The sequence below is a fragment of the Paenibacillus soyae genome (assembly GCF_024623455.1).
Taxonomy (GTDB): Bacteria; Bacillota; Bacilli; order Paenibacillales; family Paenibacillaceae; genus Pristimantibacillus; species Pristimantibacillus soyae.
Genome location: NZ_JANIPJ010000001.1, coordinates 189,768 through 209,003, shown reverse-complemented (window position 1 = coordinate 209,003; position 19,236 = coordinate 189,768). Strand labels below are relative to the sequence as shown.

The following is a 19,236-nucleotide window of genomic DNA, read 5'->3' as shown; positions in this document are numbered from 1 at the left end:
CCCTCCTTCCTTCCGGATTTTAAGGATGCGGCGCGGGAATGGCCGTTATTTGATGGGTGCCGCTTATGACAAGCCCGTTCAACACCTCGCCCATGCGGGCGGGATCCCATTCCGCGCGGATGCCGTTTTCGATTTTGACGACGTGCACGTACAGTCTCTCGATATAGAGCAGGCCGCGGACGGCATGTAACTGCGAATGAAGAAGAGACAGATGGAGCGGCTCGCCGATCTCCCAGCCTTGTCCGTCCGTATTGCCGGACATGAAATTCAGAAACTGACGCAGCCTAAGCTCGCATGCCTTCTCGAGAGGCACCAGCCCAAGCGCCGACTCGGCCGCGACCGTCGCGTGAACGGATACCTCCAGATAAGCCGGCTCAATGACGCGAATCGCGCCGCCGACCGTAAGCAGGCTCGAAGCGCTTCTGTGCAGCTCGTCCTCGACGATTCGGCGTACTTCCGGGAATTCGGCCGCATGCTCGAGCCCGCCGTCCGTACAAGCCACGATGGTCATGAATCCGGGCGATTTCTCCAGCTGGCCGTTCCGATTGCTCAAGCATTTCACTTTCGCAATGCCCGGATGCGCCTCTCGCGCGATCCATTCGGCGTCTCTCGCCGTCACGGCGCGGCCGCGATGCTTGAGCTGCTGCGGCCCCCTGCGAAGCACAGCCTCCAGCGTCTCCGTATGGCTGCCTCCTACGGAAGGCTTCGGGTTGCTTACGCCGCTTATGAACGCGACCGGGCGCTGCATGCCCGTAATCTGGCCCGCCTCGACGCGGCCGGATGCGCCCGCCGTCAGCTTGAAGGAGATCCTGGCCATGCCGTCCCGTTCCCCGGAAGGCGCGCGCCCCCTTGTGCCATCTCCGAACTGCAGCAAGCCTCCCGCATGATCCGGACAATAATGACGGTCATTTGGCCCGGATTCCAGAAGCGAGGCGACGGGCTCCCATCTCACCCAGAAACGGAGTATATTCCCTTCGCCGTCTCTAACCGCCTCGTAACGCGACGGATTTGCTTCCATGAGATCGTGACATTCGGCAGTCGTGTGCAGCTCTCGCTCGTCGATCCATACCGTTTCCCCGGTGAACGCCGACGGGGTAATCGTCAAGAGACCGTTCTCCGGTATCACCCTCTCAAGCTCCACGCTCGCCTGCTGACTGACGGCGACCGCGTTCATATACAGACTGCCCGCGATCGGATGGTTCGGGTAAGCTTCGCTTAACCGCCGGTCGCGATTCACGACGCGTATCCAATATCTCTCGTGGCCGAACAGCCGGACCGGCACCATCGTCGCCGGTCCGGCCCACATCCAGTCCCCGCTTACGCCGAAGCCGCTCGTGCCGTCGGTCACCTTCAGCGGCGTCCAGGCGAACCGTCCGTTCTCCCAGCATAAGGCCTCCCATTCGAGCCATACGCCGTCCTGCTCCGCCGCGTAGCGCTGCAGAAGCTCGATATGCAGCCGGAGCGGACCCTTCGCCGGCGGGCTGTCGAACCCCAGATACGTGGACGGGTCGTCCGACGGGATCGGCTCGAATGGCTTGAATACGGATATGCCCTCCGATGCCGACAAGCTTCTATCCCGGTTATCCGCGTTATTTCTCGTGAAGACGTTGTCAGGCTCGAAGACGACCTGAGAGCTCGTCGCGTAGGACAATTTCGGATTCGCGAGCCAAGGAGACATATACTGAACGACGGGAGCGATGATCGGATCCGTCTGGATGACCCGGGCTCGAATCCAATATTGATAGGTACCGTTCACGAAGGTTTGCGTCATGTCATCCGGACATTGAAAGCTTATGGCGAACGATCTCGGGTGCTCCTCGGGCAGATCAGCGAAGAACTCCCCGTATTGCTCCCCGCCGGGAAGCGCGTTCCAGTTGCTGCCGTTCCAATATTCCCATAACACCTGCCTGATTCGAACGCGCGGCGGATCCTTCTCTTCGAATTCGTACGTCCGCATCAGCATCTTCCACTTGATCTCGGGATCGGGCGCCATGCGCAGCCGATTGCCCTTGGCGATCGCCGAGAACGTCAGCTCCAGCTTGCTCCGGCGCTTGCTGAACGCTTCCTCGCAGGACAGATAGAAAACGGAATACGGGACAAAATGTTCGCCGAACGGATAGAAGCCCTCCGGCATTAATTCGAGATCATTGAAGTAGAGCCCGTCCGGTTTAATCCGCTCCGAGTCGCCTGCGACGTCATGCGAGGCGCGAAGACGGATTTTGTCCATCTCGAGATGCCTCTTCAGCAGAGGCGATGCCTCTCCCGGCACGCTCTTCAGCGAGCATTTGATCCATCTGCCCTCGACTCCTTCGTGCTCCGTGAGCTCCAGCTTCCCCGCGATGCTCTTGTGCAGAATGATCGTATTGCCTGCAGCCGTAACGCTCTGGAACGGAAGCCACCTGCCTCCGGACGAGTATTGCCATTCCACGGCCGCCGAAGCAAGCGAAGCCGCGAGCTCGGGCTCCGAATATTTTTTTTCGGCGTGATGAACGTTTAGGAAGATCCGGCATGGCCGGTCCGTCAGCAGCTGATCGTCATGCCGCACGAACAAAGCATGCTCCTGCTCGTTGGGCATCGACGTCGTGTCGAAGAAAGGAATCGGGGCGGCCGCGCCGGCTTCCAGCCTATCGGCATAGGAGCGCGCGGCCGTCACGATTTCGTCGGTGACGGGATTCGCGTTCACGATCTCCATGAGCCTGGCGGGCGTTGCCGCAAGCGGCTCCTCCGTCTCGAACAAGAGCGGGTCGCCTCCGCTTGGGTTCGGAGCCGTGAGCGTGAATCCTTGCGGGATGTATACGGGCGCCGATGCCCCTTCGCTAAGCTTGAATACGACATTCGCTCTCGACGGACGGGGCGGCTTCAGCTTGACCTCGATCAGATCCAGGAAGGACAGCAAGTGATTCATCGGCGCGCCGTTCAGCCGCTGCACCGTATCCTCGAGCATCTCGCCCGCGATATAGGCGAGACTTGCCCCCGCGTCCGACTGCTCCAAGGAGAACCGCCATTCCGGCGTATAATGCGGAGCCAACTGTTTGAATTTGTCCATATACGTGGACAAGCTGTTTGTATTGATCTTCGGAGGCCTCACATCGCCCCTGCCACTGCCCGCTTGATTCATGATCGCTGCTCGCTCCCGTTATTTCGTGCCTTCCTCGAGATAGAAAGGATAGACCTGGTTGAACAAATTGTTGGTCGACCGGACCGCATACGTGACGTGAAGCCATACCTTGCCGTTCATGGACGGATCCGGCTTCGCCGTCACCTCCACGTCCTTGACTCTCGGCTCCCATTCGCGAATCGCGTTTTTCACTTCGCTGGCCATCAGCCGCAAAGACATGTCATCCATGGTGCCGAACACAAAGCCCCGCAAGTCGCAGCCGAAATCCGGCCTCATGAGGCGCTCGCCCTTCGGCGTGCGGATAATGATGCGGATAGCTTCCTCGATGTCCTCTTCCCCTTCCGACATCCGGATTCGGCCGGTCGTTTTGTCTACTTGGACGGGAAACTTCCATCCTCTGCCCAGAAAAGGCGCCGACATGACTTCACCCCTCTCGCGCGTTAATTGATTTTGACCAATGATCCTTTAAGCGAGATCAGCCCGTTCGACTTCAGCTCCATCATGCCGTTCGACTGCAGCGTCATGGAAGCCGACGCTTCTACCTTGACCTCCGTCCCTTTGATGGAGATGGTCTTCTGCCCGGTTATCGTGGCGTCTCCCGTTTTGGAGAGCTCGATCGAAGCGCCGGAAGCGGCCTTGACTGTCACTTTGCCGCCCGTCTCGTCCAGCGTCAGGGTCTGAAGCGTATCGGAAGTGGCCAGCTTGATCGTCTTATCCTTGTCGGAGATCGTCAGCGAATGGCCTTTGGTCGTCTTCACCGTTACGGTGCCTTCGCCGTTTTTGTCGTCGAACGTAATTTCGTGGCCGCTTCGCGTTTTGATTTTGCGGATGTCGTTTTTGTCGTTGCCCGCCGGCGGCATCTCCTTGGCGTTCCACAAGGAGCCGATGACGACGGGCTGATCGAATCGACCCATCAGGAAGGCGACCAACACTTCGTCATTCACCTCGGGGATAAACAGCGTGCCCATATCCTTGCCGCTCATGAGCGTCGCGATCCGGATCCAGTCCGTCTGCAGCGTGTCGTCGCGCTGCAGAAACTTCACCTTCACGCGGCCCTTCTTCTCGGGATCCTTGTTGTCGGTAACGACCGCGTTCCATACGCCCGACAGCTGCTCGGACTGCATGGAGCGATGATGATGGTCGAAGAAGCCGGGATAGTTCGGTCTCATATTTTATTCCCCTCCGCTTCGAATGACGTGATATAGCCTTCTTCCGCATCCAACCGATGGATGACCTTAACGAGCAGAAGCTGCTGGTCGAATGTCGCTGCGCCGATTCCCGTTATTTTGATCATGTCGCCTGCCTTGAGCTCCGGAACGCCCGTACACGAGCCGCTCCCGCGAACAAGGTCTCTCGCCGACCGGGAGAGCAAGGCTTTGGCCAGATTTTTGGCTTCATCCTGCGAATCCGCTTGCGTGTACACGATTTCCGTTTTCTTCGGCGTCAGAGCGGTCACATGGCTCGGGCCCGTCTTGCCGCCGCCGCTCCCTATCGCTTCGACCGTCGTCGACTCCCCGACGATGGCTTCCTTCTTATCGGTGTCGTAGCCCATCACCTTGACCGCGCCGATCTGTCCGGAGATGTCCGCCTGCAAGCTGAAGTGCCTGATGCTTTGGCCGTAATGCAGCAGCAAGGTCGGCTCGCCCGACGTGTTGATTTTCTGGAAGATCAGCTTGGCCCCCTGAACGTAAAAGCGGTAATCATGGTCATTCGCCAGGGACTGCACGAAATGATAATCGCTGACGCCGATTTGCTCGATGACCTTCTTCTGGATCACCGTATCGTCAACGGTAGCGCTCAGCGAGTAATCGCCCGCGATTTCCCGCACGACGTCGCTGGCCTTCGCTTTCGTCCACACCTTGGAATGGGCGGATTTCATCATGAGGATGGATTTGTCCATGGCCGTCACGATTGCATAGGGGCTTCCTTCGGCCGGGTATTCGATCGTATAACCCGTCACGATGCCCTCGAATACCAATCCCTTCTTATCGGCATACCCCATCTTCACCTGGAGATTGCCTCCTAGCTTAATGGTGCTGCCGATCCACTTAACCTCGGGCGGGTTCCATTCGAATATATTGATCAGGCAGATTCTCGCGATATCCGCTTCCGAATACGTGGACTGCTCGACTTCGACCCAGCCGATCGCCATTTGACCGGCGGAAGACGTGCCGTCGAACAGCAGCTCGCATTCCGGCGCGTTAAAGCCGTTGTATTTCGATTCCAGATCGGTATATTTTTGCGGCACCTGGGTCACTCCAATCTAGGAATCGTCAAGTTTCTTCCCGCCGCCAGCAACCTTGGATTATCGATGCCGTTGGCCTCCGCGATCGCGCGCCAGGCGCCCGGGTCCTCGTACTCCTCCGCGGCGATCGTCCAGAGCTGATCCCCCTGCTTAACCGTCTTGCGCTTCGTCCGGTCGGCGGATTGTCTCGGAATTTCCTGATACTGCTCTTTCATCGTCTGCGTGCTTTTCATTTCGATCCCTAAGCTCGCTCTAACCGGCTCTCCCGTCTCGAGAAACATCGTAAACCTCTGGCTGACGCTCGTCATGACGCCCTTAAAATCCAGAGATCCCCAAATGAATCGGCAAGAAGGAGGGGCATGAAGATCAGGGTCGACGTCAATGATGCTCACGACCTTCGAGGTATACGTGCGCACGTCGATTCCTTCCTCGTAGGAGTCGAAGAACAGATTAAGCGACAAGGTCGTCGTGTCGCCGCGAACAAACTGGAAGATCGGCGTCTGCAAGCCCGGCACCTCGTTCTCGGCATACTGATTGCCGACCTTCAGCTCGTAATCCGAAGGGTTGAATAACACGTCGAACACCTCCGTCTCGGTGCTCCGGTAGACCCAAAATTGCGCTTTGCTTAATGCCATCTCCATTCGGCCTCCTTTAGCCAGGCGACTGCCGCGCCGACATTCAATACCCTCTTCTCCGCTGCTCCAGCTTCATCTTGCGTTCCAGCGCCCTGTACACTTTGTCGGCGATGGCCTCGGGATTCAGCTGCGGCAGCTTCGCGATCATCTGCTGCAGCTTCTCGGGATCGAGCTCGCGCGGCGCTTCCACCTTCACCTCGCGCGTCTCCCGAGGCTGCGCGGCCGCTTGCGCCCGATGATGCATAAGCCCCGTCGGAGCGGAACGGTTCCACGCGGCGCTATCCGCAGCTCCCGCGAGCAGTGACTGCGCCTGCAGCATCGCTTCATGCGAAGCAGCCGAAGCGCTTCGGCTAGCCGACCCGTAATGAAGCTGCGCCGCCTGCACTGCGATGCTGCCAGGAATCGCTCCGTTTTGGTCCGCTGGTTCCGACGTACGACGTTGTTCTATAAAGGAACGCGCACCGGAGACAAGCGGCCGATGCCCAAGTCCCGGCATCGAACCTGCTGCCGTCTGACGCTGAACGAGCGGCGCGCTTATCGCACGCGACTTGGTCAGTCCACGGACAGGCGCGCCTGCTCCCGATAGCCCCGTTTCATTACGTTCGACAAAGCCCCGCCGCTGATGCAGAAGCTGGCCTCTCTCGTTCTCGGCAGTCTGCCGTGAAGAAAGCGGCTGCTCCCGGCCTTCAGGGCGTGACCGTTCGCCCCCTTCGCTTGCAGCGCCGCTCCATGCAGCACTGCCCGCCATATTCCCCGTTGTTATCATCGTGGCGCGTCTCTTGACGAGACCGACCATCGCCGGCGCCTTCGCCGGTTTGGAGCGTTTCTCCATGATGCCTGTCGTAAGCGAAAGCCTCCGTCCGCCAATTCCGCTTAAGCTTCTTGCTCCTCTCAGCACCAGCAGCCCTTCCAGGTTGCTTGCCGCTTGAATAGACGCCATCTTGTCGGACTTGCTTGGTGAGCCGGTTCCCTTGCGCTCCATCGCGGCGTTCAATGACTGGGGAATCACTTGCCGGACAGTGGCGGAAGTTTGACGAATGTCTGAATTGCCGCCCGTCTCGCCCCATTCCAGAGCTGCCTCGTCTATGCCTAACGCTGCTTTTCTCCAAATCAGACGCGCTGACTCGAAGCCTCTGCCTCTCAGCGATACTCTCGGCGCCGGCTGAATATCCGTTCCCCCCCGAACGGGAATCGATCGGCCGCGCCGCTCTTGTTTGTCTCCCGCACTCTCTGCCCGGCGGCTGTCGGAGCCTGGCATAACAGCTGCGGAGTCATCTATTATTTGTCGTGGCACAAGCCGTTTCGCGGCAATCGCCAGCCGTCCGGAAGAATGTCCGGCCTCCTGCTTGAAACGTTCCAAGAGGCTGCCGTTCATGACGTTCGTTCTCCAAGCCGGCAGTCTGCCGGCAAGACCCGAATTCCGCTTCACGATAAGATTGCCGTTTAACGCGGGCTTTCGTTCCTTCTTTGCTTCGTGTCGGGCGAATGAGGATTCATAGGAATGTGCTTCTTTTATCGTTCCGGCGAAAGACTCAGGAGCGCTTCCCTTCCGGCTAACATTCATGTTGGCCGATATATTGTCAGGCGCTGTAACCCCCTCTCCCGCCCCCTGCTCACGGCTGCCAGGGCTCTGACGGTCGTCGCGCCATTGGCGGGACTCCTCTATCGTAACGCCGCGCGTTCGCTCAGCCTCCGACCGATGCAGAGTCGGCTCCGCCTGAGGCCGCGTCGTTCCGGGCGGCCATTCAAGCTTCGTTTCTTTCCGGTGCTGCAAGATCGCGGCAGACCGGCGTTTCGCGGCGCGTCCGTTCGTTCTGTCTGCCTGATCCGATGGGCTCCTCCCGTCCCGTTCCGCATCCCATGGGCCGGCGCTTAGCTGACCGGCCGTCACGGCGCGGCCCTTAAACCGATGGACCGAGCTCGACTGCCATAGCGACGCCGTCTGCCAGGTCGCTGCCCAGCGCTCATGACGTCTTCCGCCTTCTGCTTCAGACGAGGCCGGGCTGGCCTGCGCCCTTCCGTCGATGACGTAACGGTCCGCTCCCGTCCTTGGACGTGACGCACTGTCTGCCCGCGAGAGTCTCTCCTCCGCTTGCTCGATCGATCGCCCGGCTGCTGCCGAATGCTCCGTTCCCGACTTCCGGCGGATCGCCATATCCTCCACCGGCTGGCCGGCGGGCGTCGGCTCGCGGTAAGCCGTTATCGGCTTTCCTTCGAGCAGGCCTGAAGAAGCAGCCTTCGCTTCACGACGCCGAAGCACCAGGCTGCCATACGTTCTTGCAGCTTTTGACCGCTGCACAACCGACGCTTTCCTTGGTGCTTCAGCGTAAGCCTCTTCTCCCGCTTCGGTGGGAGCTTCCAGAGTATCCTTATCCTGCGTTGCAGCCGTTTTTGGCGCATTCGCCGTCCGCATCGTCTCCGCCGCTTTGCGTTTATGCTCAGATCCGGTCGCTTCCGCTTTGCGTGCATGCTCCGATCGCGTTGCTCCGACATTGCTTGCTTGCTCCGATCGCGGAGCCGTCCCGGTCGCATCCGCGAGCGCGGCCAGACCATCAGCCGCGAGCCGCCGCGCCGCGTGGGCCAGCCTGCCGATCAAGCTGTCCGCGGATCGCTCGCGCGAGAATGACTTGCTTGTTGCCGCCGCAGCTTCCCCTGCCATTCTCGCTGTCCTCGTTCCCCTATGCGCCTTCGCGCTTGACGTATACTCGAGCACCAGCGGCTTCAATCTGATTCTGCTTCCTGTTTCTTTATGCGGCCGGGCCGCGTCTATATGGTTATCTTCTTGTCCGGAGCGGCGATTCTTTGGAAGCGCCGCGCCCAAGCTTGAAGGTTCTATTCGTTGTTCATTGGGCCTAACCCCTTGTTGTTTGACCGGCTCCAACAGCCGTTCCTGCAAACCTGCATGCTGGGTATTCCGCTTAACCAAATGTTGAATCTGCTCGATCGATGCCTCGGCAAGCCGCTTTCCGGCTTGTCCCGGCTGATTGTTGCGGCTGGATGAATCCACCCGATATTCCGACTTCTCCATCGATTCCGCTATGCGGACCGGTTCGGTAACCGCAAGCTCGATCGATCTTCTCTGCGCGTCCATAATATGAACGACATCTCGCAGCACGATCTTTTCCCGTTCTACCCTGACTAGCTCCCGAACGATGACCGGATGGTCAGTCCGCTCCTCGCGCGGCGGCTCCGGCCTTGTCGGCTTGTTAGGCAAAGGCTGCTCCTTGGGGGCCGTAACCTGTACGTTCACGCGATGATTGACGATGGACGGCGACGACTGGCGGCTGGCGTGCACCATACGGATCGCGCCCAACGCGCTCGGGCCTTTGCCGGACTTATACTTGTTCCATATGCCTCCGGCGAACGATTGCACGGAGACCGGCTCCGGCTTGTGCGTTCGGCCGGGCGACGCGCCTCGCTTCTCCACTCGCGCAGCCTCCCCCGCTTGCCTTCGTTATTTGTTATACCAAGTGAGGCCCGTATGGACGATTTCTACCGCTTCCACCGCCACCTCGTTCGATTGAGCCTGAAGATGCGGTCCAATCCACTTTACCGGGTAAGCATTATAGAAATTCCAGCGTCCCAGCTCTTTGCCATCCGTCTGCTGCAGCACGATCGCGCCCGACTTTCGCGCAATCGGACCTTCCATCGAGCTTGCGTACCAATTCCACAGCACCGGCGATTTCATCATGCCGCGACGCAGCTGTATATTGGGATACCGGATACCCTTCGGGAGCTTGTGAACGTAGCCGTTCAGTCCGCCCTCGCGGTACTCCTCCACTTCCGTCTCGGCTTCGATTCCCGTTACCTCCGAGAAGCCCGCGACGTAGATGCCGTCCAGCTCGACCCAGAAGTGAAAGGAGCTGGCAAGCCTGCGATGGGGCGCCGGCCCCTGACCGCCTATGACTACCATAACGTTACGTCACCTCTTCCCGAAAACGTCGAATACGTTATGCGATTTATCCGTATCGTCGTTCATTTTGCGGTTTATTTTTGAAATTTCGTCGCACCAGCGTCTGCGCTCCGCATGCTCCATGTTCATGATGTCGTCGTGACTCCAGTGGAAATAGTAGGCGATGAAGCCGGCTTCCTCGTACAACCGATCTGCGGGGTACGTTAGTAGCGGGCCTCCGTTAAGGACAAAAAATCGACGGCCACCTCATGCTCGTGATCGCACTTCGGACATACCGCGGCGACCCTCGGCGCTTCGAGGTCGTTAATCTGGCGGTATAAATTTTGCAAATAGGCCAGATCCGCCGTAAACAGCTTCTCGACCAGCCTCGTGTCGATATGCTTCAGATCTCCCAGCCTTGTCACGACCCGGGCCATCAGAATAACGGTCAGATAGCTGGGGTTCGATTGGACGCGGGGATCCTTCATCGGCAATATTTCGTCGGCGGCCGTTGCCAGCCTCATCGTTCCGCGGCGATGCAAATTCCCGTGCTCGTCCACGTAGCCGCGCGGCAGTTCAAAATCGTATTCCGTTTGGAACGCCATTCTTCATCACTCCATTGCCTAAGATGTTGGTGCAGTACGAGAAAACCTCTACCCTCGGCCGCTTCCGTAATGAGCGACCGCGGTATAGAGGCAAGGTTTAATCGCCGTCAGCAATTGGTTCCATCAAGCACGGAAAACAAGAGCGAAGCCAACCTCAGCCGTCGGCCATTTGCCCTTGTTTTCCGGATGGGTCCCGAGGCGCGCGCCTAGGAGGCGAGGCATCAGGACCCTGCAGCTTATCATTATGCCGTTCGTGTCAGACCTTCATGGGCAAATTCCAGCAGCTCGAGAGCTACCTCGTTGCCTACGCCGTTGAAGGAAGGCGCGGAATATTTAACCGGCCATGCTTCAATAACCTGCCAAGTCGCGACATCATTGCCTTCTTCGTCAAGCGCGATGATCGTAATCGTCTTGCGCTCGATCGTGCCCTCCACGCATTCCTGCAGCCACTCGTACAGCTCCATGGAATCGGTTGTGCCCCATTTCAGCGTAATGTTGCCGTACTTGGTCAGTCCAGGAAGCTTGCGCGGCGTCGTCAATTCGTTGCCTTCGCGGTACTCGATGACGTTAACCGACGCTTCGAAGCCCGTTACCTCGCTGAAACCGGCCTGTTCAAGACCTTCCACTTCTACGCGAAACCTATAATTGCGATATGGATCGTTGCGATCTCCAGCCATGGCTATCCCCTTCCGTTATCCGTTATCAATCGTTATTCCGAGCCGGTCTTCTGCGTAATTCTGAAGATGACGAACTCTGCCGGCTTCACCGGAGCTACGCCGATCTCGCAGATCAGACGGCCGTTGTCGATGTCGTCCTGCGTCATGGTGGAGCGGCCGATATTAATGTAGAACGCTTCGGACGGACTGCTGCCCGCGAGCGCGCCGTCGCGCCACACGCGCGTCAGGAACGCGTCGATCGTGCGTTGGACGCGGGCCCACAGCTGCTCCGTGTTCGGCTCGAATACGACCCAGTTCGACCCGTTCTTGATCGAGCCCTCCAGGAAGATGAACAGGCGGCGCACGTTAATGTATTTCCAGAGCGTATTGGACGAGCAAGTGCGGGCTCCCCATACGCGAATGCCCTGACCGGTGAAAGCGCGGATCAAGTTAACGCCAGCCGGATTCAGAATATCCTGTTCGCCGTTGTTGTACTGCACGTCCAAACCGACTACGCCGCGCAGCGTTTCGTTGGCGGGAGCCTTCTGCACGCCTCTCGTCGTATCCGATCTGGAGTAGATGCCGGCGATCGTGCCGGACGGCGGAATGAAGATGTTGCGCTTGTCCAGCGGATCGAACACTTGCAGCCATGGATTGTACAGCGCGCAATAGCTGGAATCGAACAGCTCGCGATGCGCCAGCACGTCCTGGACCTTCGTCGCCTCGCGCGGCAGATCGAGAATCGCGAAGCGGCTGCCGAGCGTCTCGCAATGCGCGACGAGCGACAACTGCACGTTCGGATCCGTCACGCCCGGGATCGCCATAATGCTCACCACGTCGTTGTCGATGAAAGACTGGATTCCCGTTCTTTGGCCCGGTCCCTCGTCTACCCCGATAAAGTCGGCGGCGGACAGGCTGGCCGCCGAACCGTCGCTGCCGCCCGACAACGCGAAGGATGCGCCGTTTGCGGCGATGCGCGCGAACGGAGCTTCCGCCCCCGCGGCTTGGCTTTGCACGGTCAAATCGATTAGGCTGGACTTGCCGATCAGCTTCTCGATGTAGTTAGGAGATTCAGGGTTGAGCGAAGCTTTCTCGTAGACTTCAACTTCATTGCCGTAGGCGACTTGCAGCGTGAATTCGCTGGTCTGAAGCACCTTAGCCGGAACCAGGTTCGTGTCCACAACCTCTCCGGACAGCGCTTCGGACAATTCGATTACGCCGTCATGAACGGATACGACAGTGCCGTACTGCTCGGAGGAGCCGTCCGTGAACAAGACCACGTCGCCCGGGTAGAAGCCGGAAGCGTTCTTGACCCGGTAACGCTTGCCGTCCAGCGCTTCGTAGATCGGCGTCTTGGCTTTGCTCGAAGGAGCGGCGGTCAGACGAATCTGATTGCCCCATGCTCCCGGGTTTTTCGCGCTGACCGAAAGTACGGCCTGATCGTCTCCGCTTTGCGCGGCTTTGGCATCCTCGGGCGCCACGCGCATGACATAACAGCGCGAACCTCCGTTTGCGAAAAACTGGTTAACCGCGTAAGCCAGGTAGCGATACGTTCCGAAAGCGTTTTCGGACAAATATGATCCGAATACTCTCCCGAAGTCGGCCGGGTTCGTAATCAGAACGGGCAGCCCCGCGACGGGCCCCCTTGCGGCAAGGCCGATAAATCCGGCCGTGCTCGTGCTTACTCCTTCAAGCGGCTTGGCGCCGCTTTCGAATTCTTCCACGTAGACGCCCGGCGATAAATACTCAGCCATGTGTGATCTCCTCTCTGAAACTAAATATGTATTAGGTGACATCGGGCTACGATAGTCCCGCGTCAGCCCCAAGACCGGAACCAAATGAACGCCGCGAGGGCATGGCCGAGCAGGCCGATTACCGGGGTCGGATCTCCTGCATGCGAATTCCGCAAGCATCGCCGTTCCTATTTATAGCAATCTCGTTTCCTATTATATCTTGAATATGTACACCTGACTACGAGACTTAGACATAAATTTTCAGTTATTCGACTTTTTTCTACATTCGCGGAAACCGCCGCCGCTTTACCGTCTCATGAGGCAAAGCACCGCGATATCGTCCGACTGGGGAGCGCCGTCCGCGAACATAAAGACGTCCATGAGCAAGGCGTCGATAATTTCCGCGCTGGAATACCCTTTGGTCTGCGACAGGAACGTCTGCAGGCGGCCCGCCGAATATTGCTCCTGGGCGGCGTTCTCCGCCTCGGTAATGCCGTCCGTGTAGACGACGAGCCGGTCGCCCTTCTCCAGCATCACCGTCTGATCGTGGTAAGCGAATTCCGGGAACGAGCCCAGCGGAATGCCCTTCTTCAGCTTGATCGGCAGCACGCCGCCGTCCGCTTTGACGACATAAGGCGTACAATGGCCGCCGTCGCTCAGCACGACTTCCCCGGTATCGATATGGAGCACGCCGCAGACGATCGTCGCGAACAATTGCGCGTTATCCGCGCACAGCTCGTCGTTCACCTTCTCCAGCAGCTCGCCCGGAGACAGCTCCGGCCCCATCTTTCCTTTGATAAGCGACAGCGTCATCGCCATGAACAGCGCAGCGGGAATGCCCTTATCGGATACGTCGCCAAGCGTGAAGAAGAGATGACTGTCATCGATTTTAAAAAAATTATAAAAGTCGCCGCCGACCTCCTTGGCCGACCGGAGCAGCGCGCAGACGTCGAACGGCTCGTTGGCCGAAGGCATCGTCGTCGGAAGAAAGCTCAGCTGTATGCTTCCCGCGATTTGCAGCTCGCTCTCGAGACGCTCCTTGAGCGCCGTCGCCGAATGCAGCTCGCCGACGGAACGCTCGAGCGCTTCGAACAGCATGGCATTATCCACCGCAAGCGCCAGCGGTTCCGCGAATCTAGCTAGCAGCTCCCGGTCCGCCGGGCTGAATGCCGCCCCATCCCGCTTACCGCCGACTTGCAGCACGCCCAGCCTCCGTCCCCGCGCCTCAATGGGAACCGCGAGCGCATCTCCGTTTCCGGCTAAGCCGTCATATCCGCCTTCGTCGCTCCCCGGCCCCAAGCGGATCGTTGCTCCGCCGGCCCTAACGAGCTGCTTCGCCGACGTCTCCGCCGATTCCAGCAGCTCTGCCTGTTTTAGCGAGGCATGCGCCTTGGTCGCATGCTCGAACAATTGCTCGGCCCGCTTAAGCCTAACGGCAAGTCTCCGATTGCGCAAGGCCGTGTACACCGCCAATCCCAAGCCTGCGGCCCCTACAATTAACGCGATTTCTGACAAGATGGGTCACGCCTTTCCGAATGTTAGGAGCTAGAGCGATTACGCCTCCGCTTGCAGCTTCTCGAGCGCTTCTTCCTTCGTGGACACGATGTCCAGGATTGTTGTAAAGCCCGACATTTCGAACACGTCGTATACCTGCTCCGTCAAGGAAGCGCACACCATTCTGCCCTTGGACGCGCGCAGCTTCTTAGCCGCCACGAGAATGACCCTGAGCCCTGCGCTGCTTATGTATTGAAGATTGCCGAAGTCGAACAGGAACCGCTGTTTGCCTTCCGACAACAGCTGTAAAAACGCGGTTTCCGCCACCGTCGCGTTGCCCCCGTCCAGCCTGCCCTCCAGCGGAATGATTGTAATTCCGTCTTGCTCCGTTGCCTGTATATTCATCTATGAACCTCCTGCTTCCTATTCCAATTAAGATAGTTGTTCCGCTCGCCTCGCTAGAATCGCTTGATCATGCGAACGCGATTCATGCCGCCCGCATGCTCGTATTGCACATCATCCATAATCTTCTGGACAAAAAAAATACCGAGCCCGCCAATAGGACGCTCCTCCAAATCCATGTCCAGCAAGGATAGAGGGTCATTGTCCGTCTCCAGCGGATTAAACGGCACGCCTCCGTCGCTGACGGAAATTTCCACGCTGTCCGACGTGGCCCGAACATCAACCTCGATTACATGCTCGCCGCCCTCCGGATATGCGTAATGAACAATATTGACGACAAGCTCTTCGCAAGCCAGCATCAAATTCATGACGGAACGGCCTGGCCACCCGAGGTCGGCTCCAAGCGCCTCAAGCCCCTCATTCAGGCGCGGGAGCTCGTCTATCCGATTATAAAGCCTTATTGCGCGCGCAATTGTGAATTGCGGATCATCCGACATTGACTACCCTCCGATATACTGACCGATTACTTCTTCGTAAGCGTCACCTTATTAGTTCTACGCATAGACAAACGATCCTGCCGTTTTTGTCGAATAAAACTTTATTATTCGTCATTTTTCGCGCACGGCATAGGCCGGAAGTGAGGATAACTTGCCACCCGCCAGAGGCCACAAAGCTTCGGTTGCCCGCTCTCCGTCGCGCGTTTCGACGCGCAGCTCGCCCTCGGCGGGCATCCTTCCGCGAAACGGCAGCACGATCCAGCCATCCGAGTCGCTGACGGCAGCGGCAGCCGGCGACAATAAAGCATGCCGCTTCCAACGGCCTTCGACGGGCCTGTCCAGACGAAGCCGGTATTGGCCTTCGCTCTCATAGGGATAAACCCGGAACCGTTCGACGGCGGTTCCGCTTTTGTCGCGGATCGCAATCAGGTCGCCGCTCTTCACGGTAGCGCCAGCCGGCAAATAACGAAGCTCCATGCTTCCTGGCGGCACTTCATCGTCCAAAATCCGTCCTCTTGCGGCCTGTTCGCCGTCGGCATAGGCGACGACCTCTACGCCGGACAACGGCCTTCCTTCCGCATCCGTCAGTCTGCGAACGATTCCGGTCGCGGAAGCGGCGGGCGAATACCGCCGTCCCGGCAGCAGGAAGAGGTCGACGACGGGGCTGCCCGCAGGCAATTCCGATAGATCAATCCGGCGGGAGCAGAATAAGTAGACATCGGATTCGACGGTCACCTCGCAGGCCTCGCCCTTCAAATCCATGAACGCCCAGCCGCCGTCCGATGTCCGAAGCGGCTTGATCCGGTCGTTCTCCCGAAGCTTGACCCGCAGCGCCGAACCGGACGCCGGAAGGCCGGTCCATACATCCAGAGTCCGAACCACCAGCGAGACGCGAGATACCATTGTAGATTCGATCATGCTCCAGCCCCCTATTCCTTCTCGCGCAGCGTAATGCGTCTCTCCACCACGCGCGAAGCGGGCTTGACGCGGCTCGATTCAAGCAGCAGGGGACCGATTCGGTACGCCAGCGAAAGCTTGTACGGAGCATCCCCGAACTGCCATAGGCGCATCATGTCCTCCATGCCGTAATTCAGAGGGGCTACGCGAAGCTCGCCGCTCTCGGCCAGCGAGCCTTCCAGATACGGCCCCCGCACGATGCTGTTGTCATATAGAATCTGGGCTGCCTTGCCGAGCAATCGATGCTCGTCCAGCGTCCGGGTAAGAATATCCGCATTGGAGTGAGCCGTAATCAGGCATTCCAAATCAATTGCACGGGGCGGGTATCGGAGAACGTCGCCCTCCAGCTTCATGTCCGTCCGTCTAGCTTCGTTATTCTCACGAACGGAGCAGACATAGAGGGAAATGAGCAGATCCCCCTTGTCCGCGGGGCTTGCCATCCCGATCAGCTCCGGCCGCGTCACCGGATCCGGCGTCATCTGCTCGCGCAGCAGCTTAAGCAGGCTTGCCCCCGCATCCGCGATGATGGTGTAGTTTCCCATTTCCTTTCACCTCCAGCCGAACAACCCCGCAGTCTCCCCGCCGGCATCGTCGGTCTATTTGTAAGGCCTGGCTCTCAAAAAAAATCCGTCATCTAATCTCCATAAGGCGCGAAGGCTTCCCGCATCGGAATTTTTCCGAGCTTCTGCAGCTCCGCCCTTGCCGCCCGAACCATATGGGACATCCCGATCGGCCTCCGCTCGCCCGCCGCGAGAAAGGCGGCCGCGAGCACAATGTTCTTGATATGGCCGCCGGACGCTTCGACGCGCTGCGCCAGGAACGGAAGATCAAGATCCTCGTCGAGCGGCGCGCCGGCCGGCAGCAGCGAACGAAATATCCGAACCCTGTCCTCGGCGTCGGGAAACGGAAACTTCACGATGATGCTCATCCGCCGCAGAAGCGCTTCATCCAAATTCTGCATCAGATTGGTCGCCAGAATCGTAACGCCGTCATAACCTTCGATCAGTTGCAGCAAATAAGCCGCTTCCATGTTCGCGTAGCGGTCATGCGCGTCCTTCACCTCCGTCCGCTTGCCGAACAGCGCGTCTCCTTCGTCGAAGAACAGAATCGCGCCGCTTTGCCGGGCCTCATCGAACAGCTCGCGCAGCCTCTGCTCCGTCTCGCCGATATACTTGCTCACGATTCGCGACAGGTCGACCCGGTACAGCTCGAGTCCTAGCTCTCCTGCGACAACCTCCGCCGCCATCGTCTTGCCCGTTCCGGGCGGACCGGCAAACAGCATATGCACGCCGGTTCCATAGGAAAGCTTGCCGCCGAATCCCCACTGGCCGAGTACCGTCTCCCGGTGCACGTAGCGGCTGCACGCTTCCCGGATCGTCTCCAGCGAGTCGGCCGGAATGATGAGATCGGACCAGCCTCTGCGGGCCTCGATGCGATCGGCGTGCCGCGCCAAGCGGTGGCGGAATTGGCCGCGGGCGGCCGCCGCCAGCTCCTCCCGGCGGGGCAGCCCGTCGCCGCGTTCCGCCGCAAGCACTAACGCCTGGCGCCACGCGGACGCGATCTGTCCCGGAGTGTGGGAGAACCGGGACGCAAGCTCGGACGCGAGCTCGTTATAATCCGGCGCTCCCGGGCTATTCGCGGCTTCGCCGAGCTCCGAGGCGTGGCTGCGCCAAAGCCCGGCTCGCGCCTCCGCTCCGGGCGGCGGCACCTCGCCGCTCCAATACGCGGCGCGATCGGGGAGCGGCAGCTCGCTCCCGCTTCTCCGTTCGAGCCCCGACCAGCCTATTAGAGGCCGCCGCGCAGATTCCGCGTACGCCTGCAGCGAGGACAGAAGCACCTCCCTGGGCAGCCGCTCCTTCCATAAGCCATCCTCTTCCGCGAACGCTATCGCGGCATCCGTTAATAGCGCCTCCCGGACGATGCTATCCATCTTGCCGCGCAGAAGCTCCGCTTCGGAGGGCAGCGCGGCCAGCGATACCATGAGCAGCCGCTGGCCGCGTCCAGCGGCGAGGCGGTGCAGGCACGACCGCTTGCCGCCTCCCCGCGCTCCCCACAAGCCGACGACCGGGACGCTTCCGGAAGGCCACCCGTCCAGAGCCTGCTTCATTCGGCTGTCCGCTCCAGCCGCCCCTTCCCCTTCGGGCTCCGGCGCCTCATGCGGCTCCCGCGACTCTACTACCCCTAACAACCGGCCATCCAGCGCTTCGGTTTCGAGCAGGAAGCTGACGACGCGCTCATCCAGCCGAAGCGGCGTTCTGAGCCCTTGGGCAGCCATTCCCTCGCCCGGCGGCCGAAGCAGCCAGCGGCGAAGCGAGCCTCCTTCGCCGAGCAGTCTGCGGCCAAGCTGCCGATCCGCCTCCGCGTCTCCCAGCAGCCGAAGCGCCAAATCCACCGTTGGCGCTTTCACCGTGGCGTCGTCGTTCAGATAAGCGAACCATTTCTCGTATTTGCGATCCCATTCCGCGGCCAGGCACAGCACCACGCACCGGTATTCCCATACCGTCAGCCGCATCGACTCGGCAAGCCTCATAAGCGGCGGCCCCATGCCTGCGGCGGCCCGTGTGCCGATCCGCTCCTCCGTTTCCCTCCGGAATGCCGTATAGGCTATCCAGGCGCGAGCCATCTGCTCATCCGGTGCGGCTGCTCCCGAATCTAGCAGCTCCTCTCTACTGACATACATTCCCTTGAATGCCGCCAGCGGGTCGGCTAACGGATCATCGCCTCCGGCCCCGAGCAGCGTCTGCAGCCCTGCGTCCAGCCAAATGAGCTCGTCAAGCAAATGCTCCGCGCTCCCATATTCGCCGAACGCCCCGTCCATTGCAGCCGACTTTTGCTTTTTCGCCGCGTTCGACCGAGTTTCCCGTTCCTTCATCATCGTCCCTCTTCCGCCGTTCGTCTGCCGCCGCAGCTCTCGTTTCTATTATTTGCATTATATCATATGCCTCGCCCGATCGAGATAAATAGACAACGTTCGACAGCAAATATTTCCGACGGTCGACCCG

The 19,236-nt window shown here is 59.5% G+C and carries 17 protein-coding genes; all 17 read right to left on the bottom strand.

Annotated features, from left to right (window positions below):
- Positions 1-19: 19 nt before the first annotated feature.
- The 17 genes from NQZ67_RS01010 to NQZ67_RS00935 all read right to left on the bottom strand — a co-directional run bounded on the left by NQZ67_RS01010 (position 20) and on the right by NQZ67_RS00935 (position 19,109).
- Entirely contained in the window at positions 20-3,118 is a 3,099-nt protein-coding gene (locus NQZ67_RS01010; protein WP_257441979.1) for a baseplate J/gp47 family protein, read from the bottom strand.
- 18 nt (positions 3,119-3,136) lie between these two features.
- Entirely contained in the window at positions 3,137-3,538 is a 402-nt protein-coding gene (locus tag NQZ67_RS01005; protein ID WP_257441978.1) for a GPW/gp25 family protein, read from the bottom strand.
- Between the two features lie 20 nt (positions 3,539-3,558).
- Positions 3,559-4,287 (bottom strand): phage baseplate assembly protein V, encoded by a 729-nt coding sequence (locus NQZ67_RS01000; protein WP_257441977.1) that lies wholly within the window; start codon positions 4,285-4,287, stop codon positions 3,559-3,561.
- Positions 4,284-5,366 (bottom strand): phage late control D family protein, encoded by a 1,083-nt coding sequence (locus NQZ67_RS00995; RefSeq protein WP_257441975.1) that lies wholly within the window; start codon positions 5,364-5,366, stop codon positions 4,284-4,286. The genes NQZ67_RS01000 and NQZ67_RS00995 overlap by 4 nt, the downstream gene beginning before the upstream one ends.
- A 5-nt stretch (positions 5,367-5,371) precedes the next feature.
- Positions 5,372-5,998 carry a CIS tube protein gene (locus NQZ67_RS00990; RefSeq protein WP_257441974.1) on the bottom strand — a complete coding sequence of 209 codons (627 nt, stop codon included), beginning with the start codon at positions 5,996-5,998 and terminating at the stop codon, positions 5,372-5,374.
- Between the two features lie 43 nt (positions 5,999-6,041).
- A complete protein-coding gene (locus NQZ67_RS00985) occupies positions 6,042-9,425 on the bottom strand; it encodes a hypothetical protein (protein ID WP_257441973.1) in 3,384 nt (1,127 codons plus the stop codon).
- A gap of 27 nt (positions 9,426-9,452) precedes the next feature.
- Positions 9,453-9,911, bottom strand: coding sequence for a phage tail protein (locus NQZ67_RS00980; RefSeq protein ID WP_257441972.1), 459 nt, complete (start codon positions 9,909-9,911; stop codon positions 9,453-9,455).
- Between the two features lie 9 nt (positions 9,912-9,920).
- Positions 9,921-10,097 carry a DUF6760 family protein gene (locus tag NQZ67_RS30260; protein ID WP_306812639.1) on the bottom strand — a complete coding sequence of 59 codons (177 nt, stop codon included), beginning with the start codon at positions 10,095-10,097 and terminating at the stop codon, positions 9,921-9,923.
- Between the two features lie 17 nt (positions 10,098-10,114).
- Positions 10,115-10,495, bottom strand: coding sequence for a phage tail assembly protein (locus NQZ67_RS00975; protein WP_257441961.1), 381 nt, complete (start codon positions 10,493-10,495; stop codon positions 10,115-10,117).
- A 242-nt stretch (positions 10,496-10,737) separates the two neighbouring features.
- On the bottom strand, positions 10,738-11,172 hold the full coding sequence (locus NQZ67_RS00970; RefSeq protein ID WP_257441960.1) for a phage tail protein: 435 nt from the start codon (positions 11,170-11,172) through the stop codon (positions 10,738-10,740).
- A 32-nt stretch (positions 11,173-11,204) separates the two neighbouring features.
- A complete protein-coding gene (locus NQZ67_RS00965) occupies positions 11,205-12,905 on the bottom strand; it encodes a phage tail sheath family protein (RefSeq protein WP_257441958.1) in 1,701 nt (566 codons plus the stop codon).
- Positions 12,906-13,190: 285 nt separating this feature from the next.
- Entirely contained in the window at positions 13,191-14,399 is a 1,209-nt protein-coding gene (locus NQZ67_RS00960; RefSeq protein WP_257441957.1) for a PP2C family protein-serine/threonine phosphatase, read from the bottom strand.
- Between the two features lie 39 nt (positions 14,400-14,438).
- On the bottom strand, positions 14,439-14,783 hold the full coding sequence (locus tag NQZ67_RS00955) for an STAS domain-containing protein (RefSeq protein ID WP_257441956.1): 345 nt from the start codon (positions 14,781-14,783) through the stop codon (positions 14,439-14,441).
- Positions 14,784-14,836: 53 nt separating this feature from the next.
- A complete protein-coding gene (locus tag NQZ67_RS00950) occupies positions 14,837-15,277 on the bottom strand; it encodes an ATP-binding protein (protein ID WP_257441955.1) in 441 nt (146 codons plus the stop codon).
- Positions 15,278-15,388: 111 nt separating this feature from the next.
- Positions 15,389-16,195, bottom strand: coding sequence for a hypothetical protein (locus tag NQZ67_RS00945; RefSeq protein ID WP_257441953.1), 807 nt, complete (start codon positions 16,193-16,195; stop codon positions 15,389-15,391).
- 11 nt (positions 16,196-16,206) lie between these two features.
- Positions 16,207-16,776 carry a Pvc16 family protein gene (locus NQZ67_RS00940; RefSeq protein WP_257441951.1) on the bottom strand — a complete coding sequence of 190 codons (570 nt, stop codon included), beginning with the start codon at positions 16,774-16,776 and terminating at the stop codon, positions 16,207-16,209.
- 92 nt (positions 16,777-16,868) lie between these two features.
- A complete protein-coding gene (locus NQZ67_RS00935) occupies positions 16,869-19,109 on the bottom strand; it encodes an AAA family ATPase (RefSeq protein ID WP_257441949.1) in 2,241 nt (746 codons plus the stop codon).
- Positions 19,110-19,236: the final 127 nt, after the last annotated feature.

What these genes read in the sequence shown, in the direction of transcription:
- NQZ67_RS01010 (WP_257441979.1), bottom strand. Translation starts at nt 3,118, where the DNA reads ATGAATCAAGCGGGCAGTGGCAGGGGCGATGTGAGGCCTCCGAAGATC.
- NQZ67_RS01005 (WP_257441978.1), bottom strand. Translation starts at nt 3,538, where the DNA reads ATGTCGGCGCCTTTTCTGGGCAGAGGATGGAAGTTTCCCGTCCAAGTA.
- NQZ67_RS01000 (WP_257441977.1), bottom strand. Translation starts at nt 4,287, where the DNA reads ATGAGACCGAACTATCCCGGCTTCTTCGACCATCATCATCGCTCCATG.
- NQZ67_RS00990 (WP_257441974.1), bottom strand. Translation starts at nt 5,998, where the DNA reads ATGGCATTAAGCAAAGCGCAATTTTGGGTCTACCGGAGCACCGAGACG.
- NQZ67_RS00980 (WP_257441972.1), bottom strand. Translation starts at nt 9,911, where the DNA reads ATGGTAGTCATAGGCGGTCAGGGGCCGGCGCCCCATCGCAGGCTTGCC.
- NQZ67_RS00975 (WP_257441961.1), bottom strand. Translation starts at nt 10,495, where the DNA reads ATGGCGTTCCAAACGGAATACGATTTTGAACTGCCGCGCGGCTACGTG.
- NQZ67_RS00970 (WP_257441960.1), bottom strand. Translation starts at nt 11,172, where the DNA reads ATGGCTGGAGATCGCAACGATCCATATCGCAATTATAGGTTTCGCGTA.
- NQZ67_RS00965 (WP_257441958.1), bottom strand. Translation starts at nt 12,905, where the DNA reads ATGGCTGAGTATTTATCGCCGGGCGTCTACGTGGAAGAATTCGAAAGC.
- NQZ67_RS00955 (WP_257441956.1), bottom strand. Translation starts at nt 14,783, where the DNA reads ATGAATATACAGGCAACGGAGCAAGACGGAATTACAATCATTCCGCTG.
- NQZ67_RS00950 (WP_257441955.1), bottom strand. Translation starts at nt 15,277, where the DNA reads ATGTCGGATGATCCGCAATTCACAATTGCGCGCGCAATAAGGCTTTAT.
- NQZ67_RS00945 (WP_257441953.1), bottom strand. Translation starts at nt 16,195, where the DNA reads ATGATCGAATCTACAATGGTATCTCGCGTCTCGCTGGTGGTTCGGACT.
- NQZ67_RS00940 (WP_257441951.1), bottom strand. Translation starts at nt 16,776, where the DNA reads ATGGGAAACTACACCATCATCGCGGATGCGGGGGCAAGCCTGCTTAAG.
- NQZ67_RS00935 (WP_257441949.1), bottom strand. Translation starts at nt 19,109, where the DNA reads ATGATGAAGGAACGGGAAACTCGGTCGAACGCGGCGAAAAAGCAAAAG.